Below are 14,732 nucleotides of genomic sequence, written 5' to 3' on the forward strand. Positions count from 1 at the left end.
GTCGTTATGGCCAAAACAGTGTCGTGCCGACGGCTCCGCCGTTGAAAGGTACGCCCCGGAGACGAACTATTGGGAATTCTCACCGGGGCGCTTCGCTGCTGGGGACAGCGAAAATCGTCAGAACTCGAAGCCCAGGATCACGCCGTAGGTGCGCGGTTCGCGCGCGCTCGAGAAGGACCACAGGCCGGCAACGGTGAAGGCCGCGTTCGGGCCGCGGTCGTCGAGGAGGTTGCGGCCGAACACCGTGATCTTGGCCGTCTGGTCGCCCAGCTTGACGCGCGTCGTCAGGCTCGCATCGAGCAGGTCCTGCGTATCCGAACGGACGCGCGGGTCGTTGCGCGGAATGACGATCGTCCCCGTCGCCGGATATGTCGCGGTCGCATCGAGCGCGATCTGCTGGTCGTAGGGGCTGATGTGCCGGTAACCGACGTTCATCACGACTTCGCCGAACGACGTCGGCAGCTTGTAATTGGCGTTCAGCGACAGCGTCGTCTTGGGCGCGTAGATCATCGACACGTTCGAGTAGTCGATGGTCCGCGTCCCCGGGACCGTGGCGCTGATCGCGCCCTGCGAAATGAAGTTCTTGAGATCGTTGTCGAGCAGGCCGAGCGAGCCCGACAGGGTCAGCCCCTGCGCCGGGTGCGCGGTGAACTCGATCTCGAGGCCCTTGAGCCGTGCCGAGCCGACGTTGGTCACGATAGTCTCGCTGCCGACGCCGCCCACCGCGGGGATCGTCGTGTTCTGCTGCAGGTTCTTGTAGTCGGCCAGGAAGGCCGCGATGTTGAGCTCGAGCAGATTGTCGAACAGGGCGCCCTTGAAGCCCGCCTCGTAGGAATCGACGGTTTCCGGCCCATAGGGCGTCGTCGCCGAGAACAGCGTGGTGCCGCGACCCGAGAAGCCGCCCGAACGATAGCCGCGCGACCACGAGGCGTAGAGCATCAGGTCCGAATTGGGCCGAAAGTCGATGCCGATCTTCGGCGTGAACTTGCTGTTGGTCACGGAAGCGTTGGGGAAGCTGTTCGCGTCGACACGAGCCTGGTTCTGCTTGCGGTCCTGGGTCCAGCGGCCACCGAAGGACAGGCGCCACTTGTCGGCGAAGGCCCAGTTGAAGTCGCCGAAGAAGGCGAGCGAGCGCGAATGGCCGATATTGTCCTGCTCGGCGATCGAAGGCGGCGCGAACAGCGTGATCCGCGTGCGCTGCTGCAGCGTGTAGCGCGAGTTGAAGTAGTATCCGCCCACCACATAGTCGAAGCTGCTGGACAGCTTCCCAGCGGCGCGCAGTTCCTGGCTGAACTGCCGGTAGGCCTGCGTGCGGGCCGAGAAATAGATATCGGCCGAGGAACCGTCGAAGTCCTGGGTCTGCGCTTCGTCGGACTTGCGGTAGCCGGTGACCGAGGTCAGCTTCACCGGGCCGGCGTCTAGATTCATCTCCAGCGTGACGGCGGGAGATTCGTAATGCGAGGTGCCGGGTGTCCCGAAGACCGTGTAGAGATCGGTGGTCGTGTTGCGGTTGCACTCGTTGGCGGGCTCGATCAGGCAGAACACCTCGCCGGTCTTGCTGATGTTGGAATTGACCGGCACGAAATCCTGCACCTGTTTCTCGACTGTCAGCAGCGCATCGAAATTCGATGAAGGCTGCAGCAGCGCCGCGACGCCGAAGTTCTCCGAATTCGATCCGCCGGTGCGCGCGCCGGTGATGCCTTGGCGATAGTAGCCGTCGCTCTGGTTGTGGAAATAGAACGGCTTGATGGCGAGGACGCCGTCGACCACGGGAAGGTTGACCACCGCGCGCGTCGCCCAGGTGTCGTAACTGCCATAGGAAGCCTCGAGCTTGCCCGAGAACTCGAACTTGGGCTTTGTGCGGCGAATGTTGATGACGCCGCCGATGGTGTTGCGGCCGAACAGAGTGCCTTGCGGCCCGCGCAGGACCTCGATCTGGCTGATGTCGAAGAAATCGAAGAACTGGCCGGTGCTCGAACCGATGAATACGCCGTCGACGACCACCGCCACGGTGGGGTCGAAGGACTTGTCGACGTCGGCGAAGGACAGGCCGCGGATCGCGACGTTGGCGGCGGCGGCACCCGAATTCTGCTGGGTGATCATCACGCTCGGTGCGGCGCCCATGATGTCGCCGATATTCACCGAGGCCTTGGCTTCGAGAGCCTGCGCGTTCACGGCCGTGATCGCGACCGGCGTTTCGCGCAAGGTTTCCTCGCGGCGGCGAGCCGAGACGATGATTTCGCCGACCGAGGTCGAGTCCGCTTCCGCGGCGCCAGCCTGCGCCGCAGCGGGCGTGGCGAAGGCGGCGGCGGCCAGACCGGTCAAGCCGGCGCTAAGATGCACGAATGCCTTGAACGCGTGAATGCCCCTCATGATCAGGTCCTCCAATTGCCCCCGGCCGGCTTCTTTTTCGATACGACCGTTCGATGGGTGGACTACTGTTATGCAACGCCATTGCAAAACTGTGGTTTGTCATAGTTCCGGGATTGCCCGCGCCAGCTACCTTTTGGCCGGAAGCCAATCACGTAAAGGCGAGGCCACGATGACAAGCGACCTTTTGAACCGGCTCGACGGCGATTTGGGAGTCAGGCGAACATTGGCGAGACTTGGAGATTCAATCTTCCGCCGTGATCGCGACGCCCACGGCGAATGCTATTGCGAGGACGGCGAGTGGCATGCTTTCGGCACCATCACCCGTGGGCGAGACGCAATCGTCGATCATTGGTGGAACGTGATGCAAGGCTTTCCGTTCGTGCGGCAAAGCATATCCTCGCTCGTGATCGAAGTAGAAGGCGACACGGCTGTCTCGCGCGGTCACGTGGATGAGGTTCTGGGCATGCCGGACGGTTCTCATCAAATCGTGATGGGCGTGTACCATAGCACCTTCCTGAAACATGACGCGGAATGGCTGCTGAAAGTTCATCGGTACGATCAGGTGTATTTCGGATCTCCTTTGCTGGACGGCAAATTCTTCCCGATCCTGGACTATGGAAGGCCCCCTCACGATCCCGATCCTGAGCGTCTGACGGCCATGATGGACATCAGCCTGTGAAGTGATTCCGCCTCGGGTAGGGCCTGCACCGTAGCCCGACGGCCGGTTCGCTCGCGCGCTCCGCGAGAGGAAAAGCGCACTCCTCCGCGGCTGGCGACCCCCGAGTTGTTTTGGATTACGAGAGAGGGCAAAGTCGACTCAGTGAGAAAATTCCGGGCGAGATAGGTCTGTCGAGGTAACGGTGCCGCGTATTATTGATCACGATGAACGAAAGCTCGCGCTGGCCCGCATAGCTGCAAAGATCATCGCAGAAGAGGGTTGGCGCGCGGCAACTATCCAGCGCATCGGCCGATCTATGGACTGCAGCACCAAGGTCGTTACGCACTATTTCCCGGACAAGAAGGCCCTCATGTTGATGGCATTCAAGCTCCTGGCCGAGGATACCCAGACCCGCTTCGAGGCCACCTGCTCGATACCGGGCCGGACGACATTGGAATGCATTGCATCGTTGCTGCCGATCGATGAACGCAGCGAGCGGCTGTGGCGCGTCTCGCTGGCCTATTGGGAGTTCGTCAGCGAGCACGGTCGCGATTTCTCGGAAGAGATCTACGAGATCGAGACCGCGCAAAACCTCGTCGAAGAGCTTTTTCGCAACGACGGCATCGAGGGGGACCTCCCGCGCTTGGCGCGACTGGCGATCAATTCGGTCCACGGAATTGGCATACAGGCAATCATGAACCCGACGTTCTGGACGAAAGAGCAGCAGATTGCGGACTTGAACGCGCAAATCACGGCCCTGCTAAGGGTGGAATCCCGTGACGACCATACGATCTTTCCGTCTTCGGACCTTTCGCGCGCCTGACTGTCGGACCTCCGCTTGATCTTAACCATTCTCCATTAGCCGAACCTGAAAAGGTCGCATGGATTGATGGGATGTTCGGGTTTGAAAAGCGCTTGAGCGCAGTCGGGTCCTGGCTTTTGGGTAGTCCAGCCAGGGTACCGGATTCGATTGCCGAACAGCTGATGAGCGGCCTTTTCGCATCGGTGGCGATCTTCCTCGGCGGCGTACTCAACACCACGGCTGTCGCTGCAGTGGCGTCCTGGCGCCATCCGACCTGGCCGTTTGTCGGCTGGCTCTTGTTCGAAATCGGGCTCGGCGTGGTCCGCCTCGGCATCCTAGTCCGTGGCAGGCGCGCGGTCGCCGCCGGCCTCACGCCGCCCAGAGGTCTGGCCGCCTTGCTCTCCTGCGTCTGGGCGGGCTCCGTCGGTTTCGGCACATTCCTCTGCATAACCAGCGGCGACTGGGTTCTCGCGGCGATCGCCTGCCTGTCGGCGGCGGCCATGATCTGCGGCATGTGCCTGCGCAACTTCGGCACGCCGCGCCTCGCTGCAGTCATGGTCTTCTCGGCGCTTGCTCCCTGCGTGGTCGCCGGGCTGGTTGCCCGCGAGCCGATTTTGTCGATGATCAGCATTCAGTTGCCGATCTTCATGGTGACGATCCTGTCGGCGTGCTTCGCGCTGCATCGCATGATGGTTTCGCGCATCAGCGCACTCAGCGACCTCGATCACAGCCGGTCGCTCAACGAGACTATCCTGCGCTCGAGCCCCGATCACACGCTGATCCTCGACCAGGATCACCGTATCGCCTTCTGCAAAAGGCCGGGCGAGGAGGCCCGCCAGCAGGATCCTCTCCTCGGCCGCGAGTGGCTGAGCCTGCTCCCGTCGGAAGATACAATGAATGCCCGCTCTGCGCTTGCCCAGGCCGCATCGGGCAGTCTCGTCAATCTGATCACGAGCCACCGGCAGTTCACTGGCCAGGTCCGCTGGTTCGACAATGTCATCAACCGAACCACCGACGGGTCCGGGCGATTGATCGTCGTCTCGCGCGACATCACCCACCAGAAGAAATCCGAAGAGAAGGCGATCTGGATGGCGCAGCACGACGCGCTGACCGGCCTCCCCAACCGGACGCTGCTCCAAAGCAGGCTGGACCAGCTCCTGAACAGACACGACCGCGCCCCAACGAGCGCGATGCTCATCATCGACGTCGACAACTTCAAGGCGGTCAACGATTCCCTGGGACATGACGCGGGCGACGCGCTGCTCTGCGCGATTGCCGATCGGCTGATCGATGCGGTCGCCGATGACGATCTCGTGGCCCGCACGGGCGGCGATGAATTCGCGCTGCTGATCGCGGCGCGCTCCGATGACGAAATCGAACAGACCTCCGAGCGTATTTTCGCCCAGTTGCGCCGGCCGGTCATCCATGCCGGCCGGCCGATCGACTGCGGGGTCAGCATCGGCGCCAGCCTTATCATGCGCGACGGCAAGGATCGCTCCGAACTGATGAAGGCGGCCGATATCGCGCTCTATGCCGCCAAAGCGGCCGGCAGGGCCCGGCTACGCATCTTCAAACCCTCGATGATGGCCGAAGTGGAAAGGCATCAAACCATGATCGCCTGCGCCCGCGTGTCGCTCCAGCGTGATGAGGTTCTGCCCTACTACCAGCCCAAGATCAGCATGCGCACCGCGCAGGTGGTCGGCTTCGAGGCCCTGCTCCGCTGGCGGGACGATGCGGGCGAGCTACGCGGACCGGACGGCATAGAAGCGGCGTTTCAGGATCCCGTGCTGGGTCCGCTGCTCAGCCAGCGGATGTTCGAAAAGGTCCTCGACGACGTGCGGTGCTGGAGCGAGGCCGCAATCGGTTTCGGGCACGTCGCGATCAACGTCACGAGCGCCGATTTCCGCCGCGACGATTTCGCGGAGTCGCTTTGCACGTTGCTTGAAGAGCGTGGCCTCAGCCCGTCCTCGATCCAGATCGAAGTCACCGAGAATGTCTTTCTCGGTCGCGGCGCCGACGATGTCGAAGAGTCGCTCCGGCGTCTCAGCGATCGCGGCATTCGCATTGCCCTCGATGACTTCGGAACGGGCTATGCCTCGCTGTCGCACCTCAGCCAGTTCCCCGTCGACGTCCTCAAGATCGATCGTTCGTTCACCCAGCGCCTCGGCCGGGACACCGATGCGGCCGCGATCTCGGCGACGGTCATCAACCTGGGTCATTGCCTGGGCATGGAGGTCGTCGCCGAAGGCATCGAAACGGCCGCGCAGGAGGCGCAGCTGCGCGACATGGGCTGCGACACCGGGCAAGGCTTCTTCTATGCGAGACCCCTTCCCGCGAGCCGGGTCGCAACAACCTTGATGCCGCGGGAGACGGCACCTCTGGAACTCCGCCGAGCCTAGAAGCTCAACCGGCATGAAGGGTGTCGACTGAACGACAGCCGGCGATTTAGTGCCCCGGTCGCAGAGGTCTTCGACCGGAAGGCGATCTATCGGACTGCAGTCACCGGCCCGCCGAGTTGCAGCGCCGAGGCCTTGAGCACGAATAGCGGCATGCCGGCCTTGCTCACACTGATTTGCCAGGCTCTCGCCGCCCAGAATTCGGCCACCCCGTTGCTGATCATATCGCCGAATATCCGGGTCAGTTCCTCTTGCGCCGCGCCGACGCTGGGCAATTCCATTTCGTACTCCTGCGTTCGCCCGCGGCCGTCATCGATTGCAACGCAATAGGTTTCCATCCGACCTGAATGCAGCGCGTCGACTTTCGTTTCCAGAAGGGTGAGACCGCTCCGAGCCACATCGTGGCAATTGCGCGCCGAAAGCACGGATCGAGGGTTCGGCGCCAGCCGCGACCTCGCAAAGCCCGATCGGTCAAGCGGTCCGGGTTTAGGCCTTTCCTACACGCGCGAAGTTCAGCACAATTACGACCTTCCTTGACATCGTCATAACTCACTGAAAATGCACATCTTCATAGAATCGTGGGGCTATTTCGTGCCGGGATTCGTCGTAGTCGACATGTGCGATGTTAGAGAACTTCCGGGCGCCCCGGATCACCCCACTTCGAGCAGCTTCTCGTAGGACCCTTCGGGCGCGACATGACCGGGCTTTTCCAGCCCCGCCAGCGTCGTGCGGTGCATGACCCGGCCGGTGTCGGTATAGGGCACCACGCGGTGCATCAGACCCTGGTTGTCCCACAGCACCAGGTCGCCGACCTTCCAGTCATGCGTATAGACGAAGTCCGGCTGCGCCGCCCACTGCTGCAGGCGCCAGAGCAGCGCGCGGCCGTGCGGGTTGGGCATGCCGACCACGCCGTCGGCGTGCGTACCGATCAGCAGCGACTTGCGGCCGTTCTCGTGCGTCCAGACCAGCGGCTGCTCCATGGCATGGGCGATCGAGCGCCAGCGATCGATGCGCTCCTGCGTGGGGTGGCCGAACACTGGCCGCACGCTGGCCTCGACCGTGTGGATCACCTTCACGTCCTCGTACTGCGCCTTTTCCGCATCGGAGAGCTTGTCGTAGGCGGCGTAGAGGTTGGCGAACTCGGTCGAACCGCCCTGGTCCGACAGCTTGCGCGCCGAAAGCAGCGTTCCCTTCGGCAGCGGCTGGTCCATGGTGACGCCATCGACATGCCAGAAGAAGGTGCCGAGCACGTAGTCGGGCTCGTTGTTGACCGCGCGGTCGAGCGTGATCTTGTAGACGTCCTTGGCCGAAACGTCGGAACCGGGCACGCGGCTGTTGTAGTTGGCGCGCGAACCCAGCGCATCGGTCAGCGCGAGCTGTTCCTCGTCGGTCACGTTGATCTCGGGGAAGACCAGCACGCCGCGCTCCTCGAGCGCCCCGCGGATCGCTGCGATCACGTCGGGATCAGTCAGATGCGCCTTGTCGACAGTTACCTTGCCGCCGACGAGCGGCTTGATGGGTTCGATGGTGACGCTCATTTTTCTGTCCCTCTCCACGCGCATTGCTGAACGCCTGCACAGCATCGCGCGGATGCCGGTGCGAGTCCAGAGCTTAGCTAGCCTTCGAGCAGATCGAGGTAGGCGACCACATCGTTGTCGGTGGCGATGAACAGGCCTTCCTGGACCTCCTCCGGCTGATGCGCCGCCAGTTCGAGCGCTTCGGCCAGCGTGCCGTAAAGCAAGGTCTGCGCACCGCTGCCCTCGGGCGAGCCATCGAGATGATAGAGCCGGACCGAGGCTTGCTCGTAAGTCGTGCGCATCAGTCTTCGTCCCGCTTGGCGCCGTCCACAGTGCGCGTCAGCCGCTCGGCATCCTGTTGGCGGCGCAGTTTCTCGCCCTTGGTCGCGCCATGCTTGCTGCGGTTGGCCGCGGCCTGTTTCGCCGCCGCATCGCGGTCCCTCGCCTTGCGGGCGAGGCGGAGGTTGACGATCTCGGCCATCGGCAATGCTTACCGCGTTCAGTCCGGCCGGAACAGCCCGCGCAACGTCGGGACACCGAGTTCGAAATGGGTGACGATGCCCGGCGCCGCGTCGCAGACCGCGGGGATGACGTTGACCCCGGCCATCGCCGTCCACGGCAGGCCGAGGTACTGAACGCCCTCCGCTGCCGCCGGACGCGCCATGGTGACTTCCATTGGCGGGTCGCCCTCGATCCGGATGCGATAGCCGCTGACGCCGGCATTCCAGCGCGGCTCGATGTTCTCGTCGCCCATGGTCCAGAAGCAGTGGTAGGTGATCAGCGGCTTGCCGTCGGCCCAGCCGGTCCATTCATAGTGCTGACCAGCGACGGTGCCCTGCTTCACCACGCCGCGCCCATAGTCGATGTCGCGCACCGCGGTGGCCACGTCGAACTTGGCGGTGACATCGTCGATCGTCAGGCCCAAGCCCTTGGCGACGATCTCCATCGACTGCGCGAACATGTAGGGCGCCTCGGGCGAACGGCCGGGATTGGCCAGCAGATCGGCAGACTCGCGGCCGAAGCCCATGAACTCGATGTAGTTCGACGGATTGGCGAGGTGATCGATCGTCTCGTAGAGGTGGATGTGGTCGATCCGGTTCATGATCCGGGCAACGGTCAGCGGTAGCAGGTCGCCGGCGAAACCGGGGTGAATGCCCGAGCCGTGAAACGAGGTGCCGCCATCGGCGCAGGCTGCGGCGAGCTTGTCGAAATCGGGCTTCCAGCGCTCCCAGGGGAAGAACGGACCTACCGGGCAAACGACGTTCTTGCCCGAGCGCAACAGCCGGCAGACCATGTCGAGGTCGTGGACCGAGGGGGCGAAGTGGACCGCATCGGCCTCAAGCGCGACGATCGCCTCGACATCGTCGGTGGCAATGACGCCGATCGGCCCGATTTTGGCGATCTCGCCCGCGTCCTTGCCGACCTTCTTGGGATTGGTGACGAGCGTGCCGACCAGTTCGTAGGTCGGGTTCTCGGCAAAATGACGGATCGCCACCTTGCCGACGGTGCCCGTTGCCCACTGGATCACGCGATAGGTCTTGCCCGCCATCTGCTCACTCTCCGGAATGTCTCGGGAAGCCTTCTGGCGAGATTGCGCAGACTGTTCAATCGAGAAGTGGGCAGTCGGCCACTTGCAGTATCAACGCGAGATATAAGCCCGCCAACCGCCGAGCGCGGTGATGTCCTCGGCCCCGACGATCGCGCGCGGCTCAGCGACGAAGCCCTTAACCTGGCTGCCGTCGGCCAGCGTGACCGTGCCGATCGCGAGCGGAGGCGGCACTTCGGCAACGAAGCTGCCGAAGGCGGCAGCGTCGAGCTCATAGACCTCGACCTTGATCGCTGCGCCGCCGACATCGTGGATCAGCGCCGGCTTGGGCGGGACGCTGTCGGCCATAGCATAGAGCTTGTAGCTCGGCGCGGTCTCGGTCGCCTCGACGAACGCCGCATCCCGCGAGGTGAGTTGCCAGTGCAGCGGCATGTCCTTGAGATGCGCGCCGACGACGGCGAGGCGGATGCGGTCCATGCGGGTCTCCAGATCGATTTCAGGTGTCGGGTAAGGATTGCCCCATTGCTCGGCCATCGCGAGTAGCGCGCGGTCGGCCCCGGCGGGGGCGAAGAAACTGACCCCGAAACCGGTACCGTTGAGCCGGAAGCCCGCCGGCACGGCGATCGCTGACATGTCGAGCAGGTTCACGAAATTGGTGTAGGTGCCGAAGTGGCTGTTGAGCGGGATCGGGTTCGCCTTCATCTCGCGCAGGCGGTAGATCGTCGGCGAAGTCGGGACGAACAGCGCGTCGATCTGCTGCCACATGGCCTCGGCAACGCGGGCATATTCGGCAAGCTTGTACTGGCCGCGAAAAGCCTCGACCGCGCTCTTGCCGAGCCCCGCCTCGACAATTTCACGCACCGTAGGATCGATCGAGCCCGGATTCTCGCGCAGGAACTGTTCGATCGCGGCGGTGCGTTCAGCGACCCAGGGGCCGTCATAGAGCAGCTTCGCAGCTTCGAGCAGGGGCGCGATGTCGATCTCGCGGATCGAATAGCCCAACTCAATCGCACGCTCGATGGCCTGGGCGAACAGGCGCTCGGCCTGGAGATCACCGAACCACGGCATGTTCCGCGCCAGCGGCACGCCGAGGCGCTGGCCGAGTTGCATGTCGCGCATATTACGCGAGTAGACATCGGCTGCGTCGAAGCCGGCAGCGATCCCATCGACCAGCGCGCAGTCCTCGGCATCGGCCGCGAAGACGGTGATGACGTCGAGCGATCGACAGGCCGGCAGCAGTCCGCTCGCGCTCCAACGCCCCTTGGTCGGTTTTAGCCCCACGAGACCGTTGAACGCGGCAGGAATCCGGCCCGAGCCAGCGGTGTCGGTACCCAGCGCAAAAGGCACGAGCCCTGCCCCCACGACCACGGCCGATCCCGAGCTCGATCCGCCGCTGACATAGTTCAGATTGAACACGCAGGCCGGCGCCCCATAAGGGCTGCGCGTGCCGTTGAGGCCCGTGGCGAACTGGTCGAGGTTGGTCTTGCCGATGCAGACAGCGCCGGCATCGAGCAGCCTCTGCACGACGAAGGCGTTGCGCTCCGGCTGGAAGGCGAAGTCCGGGCAGGCCGCGGTAGTCGGCAGGCCAGCGACGTCGATATTGTCCTTCACCGCGAACGGCACGCCGGCGAGCGGTTGCGGCTGCCCGGCCTTGATCCGGCCGTCCACTGCACGGGCGGCGCCAAGGATCGCCGCATCGGGAAAACGGCTGATCCAGGCCTGCGGCTGGATTCGGTCATAGGCGGCGATTCGCTCCAGTGTCGCGCTCGCCACTTCCTCGGCGCTGATCTTGCGGGCGTTCACCGCATCGGCGATCTCGCGCGCCTTCATTCCCCGATCTCCGGCGAAAATGCCTCCAGCGCGAAGAGCGGCGCACCCGGCGTCACCTGCTGGCGCTCGCTCACATAGATGCGGCGAACCTTGCCGCCGAGGGGACTGGGCACTGGAGATTCCATCTTCATCGCCTCTATGACTGCGACCGTCTGACCGGCCTCCACCACGCTGCCCTCGGCCATCTCCAGCTTCCAGACGACACCGCCGAACGGCGCCTCGACGAGTTCGCAGCCCTCAGGGATCTCGATCTCGATGACCGCCCCTGCCGCGCTGTCTTCGTTCTCCAGCTCCGCCAGCCTATCGAATTCACCGCGCGCCTGCCAGTCGGAGCGCTCGGCATCGAAAGCAGCCTGGCGCTGCGCCTGGAAGGCTGTGATCGAAGCCGCATTGTCCGCCAGGAAAGCGCGGTATTCGGAGAGGCGGAACGTGCCTTCCTCGATGCGGATATCGCGCCGGCCCAGCGGGAAATCGCGGCGCCACTCGGTCAGTTCCTCATGGGTTACCGGGAAGAAGCGGATGCGGTCGAAGAAGCGCAGCAGCCACGGTTTGCCGTCACGGAACGCCTGGGTCTGGCGCCACGAGTTCCAGATCTGGATCGTCCGCCCGAACAGCTGATAGCCGCCCGGCCCTTCCATCCCATAGATGCACATGTAGGCGCCGCCGATGCCGACGACATTGGGCGGAGTCCATGTGCGAGCCGGGTTGTACTTGGTGGTCACCAGGCGGTGGCGCGGGTCCACCGGGGTTGCCACGGGGGCGCCGAGATAGACGTCGCCCAGGCCCATAACGAGGTATTCAGCATCGAAAACGATGCGCTGCACCTCGTCCTGACTGGCGAGGCCGTTGACCCGCCGGATGAACTCGATGTTGTCGGGGCACCAGGGCGCGTCGTCGCGGACCGAGGCCATGTATTTGGCGACGGTCTCGTGGATCGCGGGATCGTTGTAGGACAGCGGCAACCATACGGTGCGCGAGGGAATCTCGAAGTCGTCGAGCCCGCCGAGCCGCTCCTCGGCCTCGATCAGAGCCTCGACCAGGCGCGACTGTGGCATGACGCGGCTGTCGTGATGGACCTGGAGCGAGCGGATGCCAGGCGTGACGTCGACGATGCCGGGCAGCGCCATCGCCTCGATCTCGAGCATCAGCGCATGGACGCGCAGCCGCAGCTCGAGGTCAAGCACGATCGCGCCGAATTCGACGAGCAGGTGCTGGTCACCCTGGCGGCGGATACGGAATTCGGGACGGTCGGCGCGGGCCGGGTCCTCGAACAGCACGGGGCTGCCGAGCTCTTCGGGCTGCAGCGGCTGGGCGAGCGGACGCTCGCCGGTAATCAACGCTTCCTGCTTCGCCAGTGCGGCCTCGGCAGCGACATCGCTGACCGGCACGAAGCGCACGGTATCGCCCGGAGCGAGCTGGCCGACTTTCCAGAGGTCGGCAGCGATTACCACGAAGGGGCAGACGAAGCCGCCGAGCGACGGCCCGTCCGGCCCGAGGATGATCGGCATGTCGCCGGTGAAGTCGACTGCGCCGATGGCATAGGCGTTGTCGTGGATGTTCGAGGGATGCAGCCCCGCCTCGCCGCCATCCTTGCGCGCCCAGCGCGGCTTCGGACCGCTGAGCCGCACACCCGTGCGGTTGGAGTTGTAATGCACCCTCCAGGCTGCGTCGCAGATCATTGCTATATCATCGGTCGTGAAGAAATCGGGCGCGCCGTGCGGGCCGTAGAGCACGCGGATCTGCCATTCGGTGGCAATCGCGGGTTGATGGCAGTCGGCCAATGGCTCGCCCAGGGCGACGTAGGCCAGGTGCAGCGTATCGCCGGTCAGGACGGCGCGGCCAGCGTGGCCGCCGAACTCGCCCATGGTGAAAGCGCTGCGGCTGCCAAGGAACAGCGGCGCGTCGAGACCGCCCGCAACCAGCAGGTAACCGCGCATCCCGCCACCGCCGACACGGGCGATCTGGAGCGTCTGCCCCGAATCGACTTCAACGATATCGTATGGCGCTACGGAAACGCCATCGAGCTTCGCGCCGAAGTCGGCGCCGGTCAGGCATATCCGCGTAGGCGCGTTGAACAGCAGGGTCGGACCGGCGGCGGTGAACTCGAGGCCGGCGGCGCCCTCGTCATTGCCGAGCAGGCGATTGCCGAGGCGGAAGGCCAGTGCATCCATTGGACCCGAGGGCGGCACGCCGACGTCCCAGTAGCCGGCGCGGCCCGGATAGTCCTGCACCGTCGTCGAAGGACCGCCCGCCAGCACGCGGATGGTGCTGGGGCTATAAGCGATCTCGGCCAAAGCGCGTGTCGAGACCTTGCCGCTGGTGAAGGCCTCGGCGCGGATCACGGTGCGCAGCCAGTCGAGGTTGGTCTCGATCCCCGACAAACGCGTCTCGTCCAGCGCAACCTGCAGGGCCGCGATCGCGGCGTCCCGATCGGGCGCAGTGACGATCAGCTTGGCCAGCATCGGATCGTAGAAAGCGCTAACCTGCGATCCCGCCGCGACCCAGCCATCGACGCGAGGGCCGTCGGGAAAGGTCACTTCAGTCAGCATGCCGGAGCTGGGGCGGAAGTCCTGCGCCGGATCCTCGGCATAGAGCCGGACCTGGATCGAGGCGCCCTGCGGCTTGGCCTCGAAGCCATCGAGGAAGGCGAAATCGCCCGCAGCGCCGCGGATCATCCATTCGACGAGGTCGACGCCGGTCACCTGCTCGGTGACGCCGTGCTCGACCTGGAGACGCGTGTTGACCTCGAGGAAATAGAAATCGTCGCGCGCCGCGTCGAAAAGGAATTCGACCGTGCCGGCCGACTGGTAGCGTGCGCCCGCGGTCAGCCGCACCGCCGCCTCGATCATCGCCGCGCGCGTCGCGGCGGGGAACAGCGGGGCCGGGGTTTCCTCGACGACCTTCTGGTTGCGCCGCTGCAGCGAGCAGTCGCGCTCGCCCAACGCGACGACATGGCCAGCGCCGTCGCCGAAGACCTGTACCTCGATATGGCGCGCGGTCTCGACATAGCGCTCAAGGAACACGCCGCCGTTGCCGAAATTGCCCGTGCCCAGGCGCACGACGCTGTCGAAGGCCTCGGCAAGCTGCGCAGCATCAGCGCAGATGCGCATGCCGATGCCGCCGCCGCCCGCAGTGGCCTTGAGGATCACCGGATAGCCGATCGCATCGGCCGCCGCGACGGCCGCAGCGGGATCGGTCAGCAGGTCGGTGCCCGGAGCGAGCGGCACGCCCTGCGCCTCGGCAAGCGCGCGCGCCGTGTGCTTGAGGCCGAATTCGACGATGTTCTGCGCGGTTGGGCCGATGAAGACTATACCCGCATCGGCGCAAGCTTGTGCGAATTCGGTACTTTCGGAGAGAAATCCGTAACCGGGATGGATCGCTTCGACACCCGTGGCGCGTGCGGCATCGAGGATCGCGGCGATGTTCAGATAGCTTTCCGCAGCCGGCGCCGGGCCGATCCGCACGGCCTCGTCTGCCTGAGCGACGTGGAGCGAGCCGGCATCGGCATCGCTGAAAACCGCGACCGAACCGACGCCCATCTTCCGCAGGGTGCGGACGATCCGACAGGCGATCGCGCCGCGGTTGGCGATGAGGACCTTCTGGAACATGC

General features: G+C 64.6%; 11 protein-coding genes. 3 read left to right on the top strand and 8 right to left on the bottom strand.

Annotated elements, in window-relative coordinates; all coding sequences use genetic code 11:
- Window positions 1–117: 117 nt before the first annotated feature.
- Entirely contained in the window at window positions 118–2,373 is a 2,256-nt protein-coding gene (locus KRR38_RS17965) for a TonB-dependent receptor (RefSeq protein ID WP_217404143.1), read from the bottom strand.
- A gap of 169 nt (window positions 2,374–2,542) precedes the next feature.
- On the opposite strand from KRR38_RS17965, the gene KRR38_RS17970 reads away from it, so the two are divergent.
- From KRR38_RS17970 to KRR38_RS17980, 3 genes are all read left to right on the top strand, one after another.
- Complete coding sequence (locus KRR38_RS17970; protein WP_217404145.1) at window positions 2,543–3,052, top strand: nuclear transport factor 2 family protein; 510 nt, start codon at window positions 2,543–2,545, stop codon at window positions 3,050–3,052.
- Window positions 3,053–3,233: 181 nt separating this feature from the next.
- Window positions 3,234–3,854, top strand: a complete 621-nt coding sequence (locus KRR38_RS17975) for a TetR/AcrR family transcriptional regulator (RefSeq protein ID WP_217404147.1) — start codon at window positions 3,234–3,236, stop codon at window positions 3,852–3,854.
- Between the two features lie 161 nt (window positions 3,855–4,015).
- Entirely contained in the window at window positions 4,016–6,232 is a 2,217-nt protein-coding gene (locus KRR38_RS17980) for a bifunctional diguanylate cyclase/phosphodiesterase (RefSeq protein WP_217404149.1), read from the top strand.
- Window positions 6,233–6,318: 86 nt separating this feature from the next.
- Here the strand turns inward: KRR38_RS17980 and KRR38_RS17985 are convergent, their stop codons facing one another.
- From KRR38_RS17985 to uca, 7 genes are all read right to left on the bottom strand, one after another.
- Window positions 6,319–6,567: a hypothetical protein gene (locus KRR38_RS17985; RefSeq protein ID WP_375293424.1), complete on the bottom strand. Its 249-nt coding sequence runs from the start codon at window positions 6,565–6,567 to the stop codon at window positions 6,319–6,321.
- A 312-nt stretch (window positions 6,568–6,879) separates the two neighbouring features.
- Window positions 6,880–7,767 carry a TauD/TfdA family dioxygenase gene (locus tag KRR38_RS17990; RefSeq protein WP_217404153.1) on the bottom strand — a complete coding sequence of 296 codons (888 nt, stop codon included), beginning with the start codon at window positions 7,765–7,767 and terminating at the stop codon, window positions 6,880–6,882.
- A 77-nt stretch (window positions 7,768–7,844) separates the two neighbouring features.
- Window positions 7,845–8,048, bottom strand: coding sequence for a hypothetical protein (locus KRR38_RS17995; RefSeq protein ID WP_217404155.1), 204 nt, complete (start codon window positions 8,046–8,048; stop codon window positions 7,845–7,847).
- Entirely contained in the window at window positions 8,048–8,227 is a 180-nt protein-coding gene (locus tag KRR38_RS18000) for a DUF4169 family protein (RefSeq protein WP_217404157.1), read from the bottom strand. Before KRR38_RS18000 ends, KRR38_RS17995 begins: the two co-directional genes overlap by 1 nt.
- 18 nt (window positions 8,228–8,245) lie before the next feature.
- Window positions 8,246–9,295 (bottom strand): hypothetical protein, encoded by a 1,050-nt coding sequence (locus KRR38_RS18005; protein ID WP_217404159.1) that lies wholly within the window; start codon window positions 9,293–9,295, stop codon window positions 8,246–8,248.
- 90 nt (window positions 9,296–9,385) lie between these two features.
- Window positions 9,386–11,122: an allophanate hydrolase gene (gene atzF, locus KRR38_RS18010; protein WP_217404161.1), complete on the bottom strand. Its 1,737-nt coding sequence runs from the start codon at window positions 11,120–11,122 to the stop codon at window positions 9,386–9,388.
- Window positions 11,119–14,730, bottom strand: a complete 3,612-nt coding sequence (gene uca / locus KRR38_RS18015; protein WP_217404163.1) for an urea carboxylase — start codon at window positions 14,728–14,730, stop codon at window positions 11,119–11,121. Before uca ends, atzF begins: the two co-directional genes overlap by 4 nt.
- Window positions 14,731–14,732 lie beyond the last annotated feature (2 nt).

The organism is Novosphingobium sp. G106 (assembly GCF_019075875.1).
Taxonomy (GTDB): Bacteria; Pseudomonadota; Alphaproteobacteria; order Sphingomonadales; family Sphingomonadaceae; genus Novosphingobium.

What these genes read in the sequence shown, in the direction of transcription:
- KRR38_RS17965 (WP_217404143.1), bottom strand. Translation starts at nt 2,373, where the DNA reads ATGAGGGGCATTCACGCGTTCAAGGCATTCGTGCATCTTAGCGCCGGC.
- KRR38_RS17970 (WP_217404145.1), top strand. Translation starts at nt 2,543, where the DNA reads ATGACAAGCGACCTTTTGAACCGGCTCGACGGCGATTTGGGAGTCAGG.
- KRR38_RS17980 (WP_217404149.1), top strand. Translation starts at nt 4,016, where the DNA reads ATGAGCGGCCTTTTCGCATCGGTGGCGATCTTCCTCGGCGGCGTACTC.
- KRR38_RS17985 (WP_375293424.1), bottom strand. Translation starts at nt 6,567, where the DNA reads ATGGAAACCTATTGCGTTGCAATCGATGACGGCCGCGGGCGAACGCAG.
- KRR38_RS17990 (WP_217404153.1), bottom strand. Translation starts at nt 7,767, where the DNA reads ATGAGCGTCACCATCGAACCCATCAAGCCGCTCGTCGGCGGCAAGGTA.
- KRR38_RS17995 (WP_217404155.1), bottom strand. Translation starts at nt 8,048, where the DNA reads ATGCGCACGACTTACGAGCAAGCCTCGGTCCGGCTCTATCATCTCGAT.
- KRR38_RS18000 (WP_217404157.1), bottom strand. Translation starts at nt 8,227, where the DNA reads ATGGCCGAGATCGTCAACCTCCGCCTCGCCCGCAAGGCGAGGGACCGC.
- KRR38_RS18005 (WP_217404159.1), bottom strand. Translation starts at nt 9,295, where the DNA reads ATGGCGGGCAAGACCTATCGCGTGATCCAGTGGGCAACGGGCACCGTC.
- atzF (WP_217404161.1), bottom strand. Translation starts at nt 11,122, where the DNA reads ATGAAGGCGCGCGAGATCGCCGATGCGGTGAACGCCCGCAAGATCAGC.
- uca (WP_217404163.1), bottom strand. Translation starts at nt 14,730, where the DNA reads ATGTTCCAGAAGGTCCTCATCGCCAACCGCGGCGCGATCGCCTGTCGG.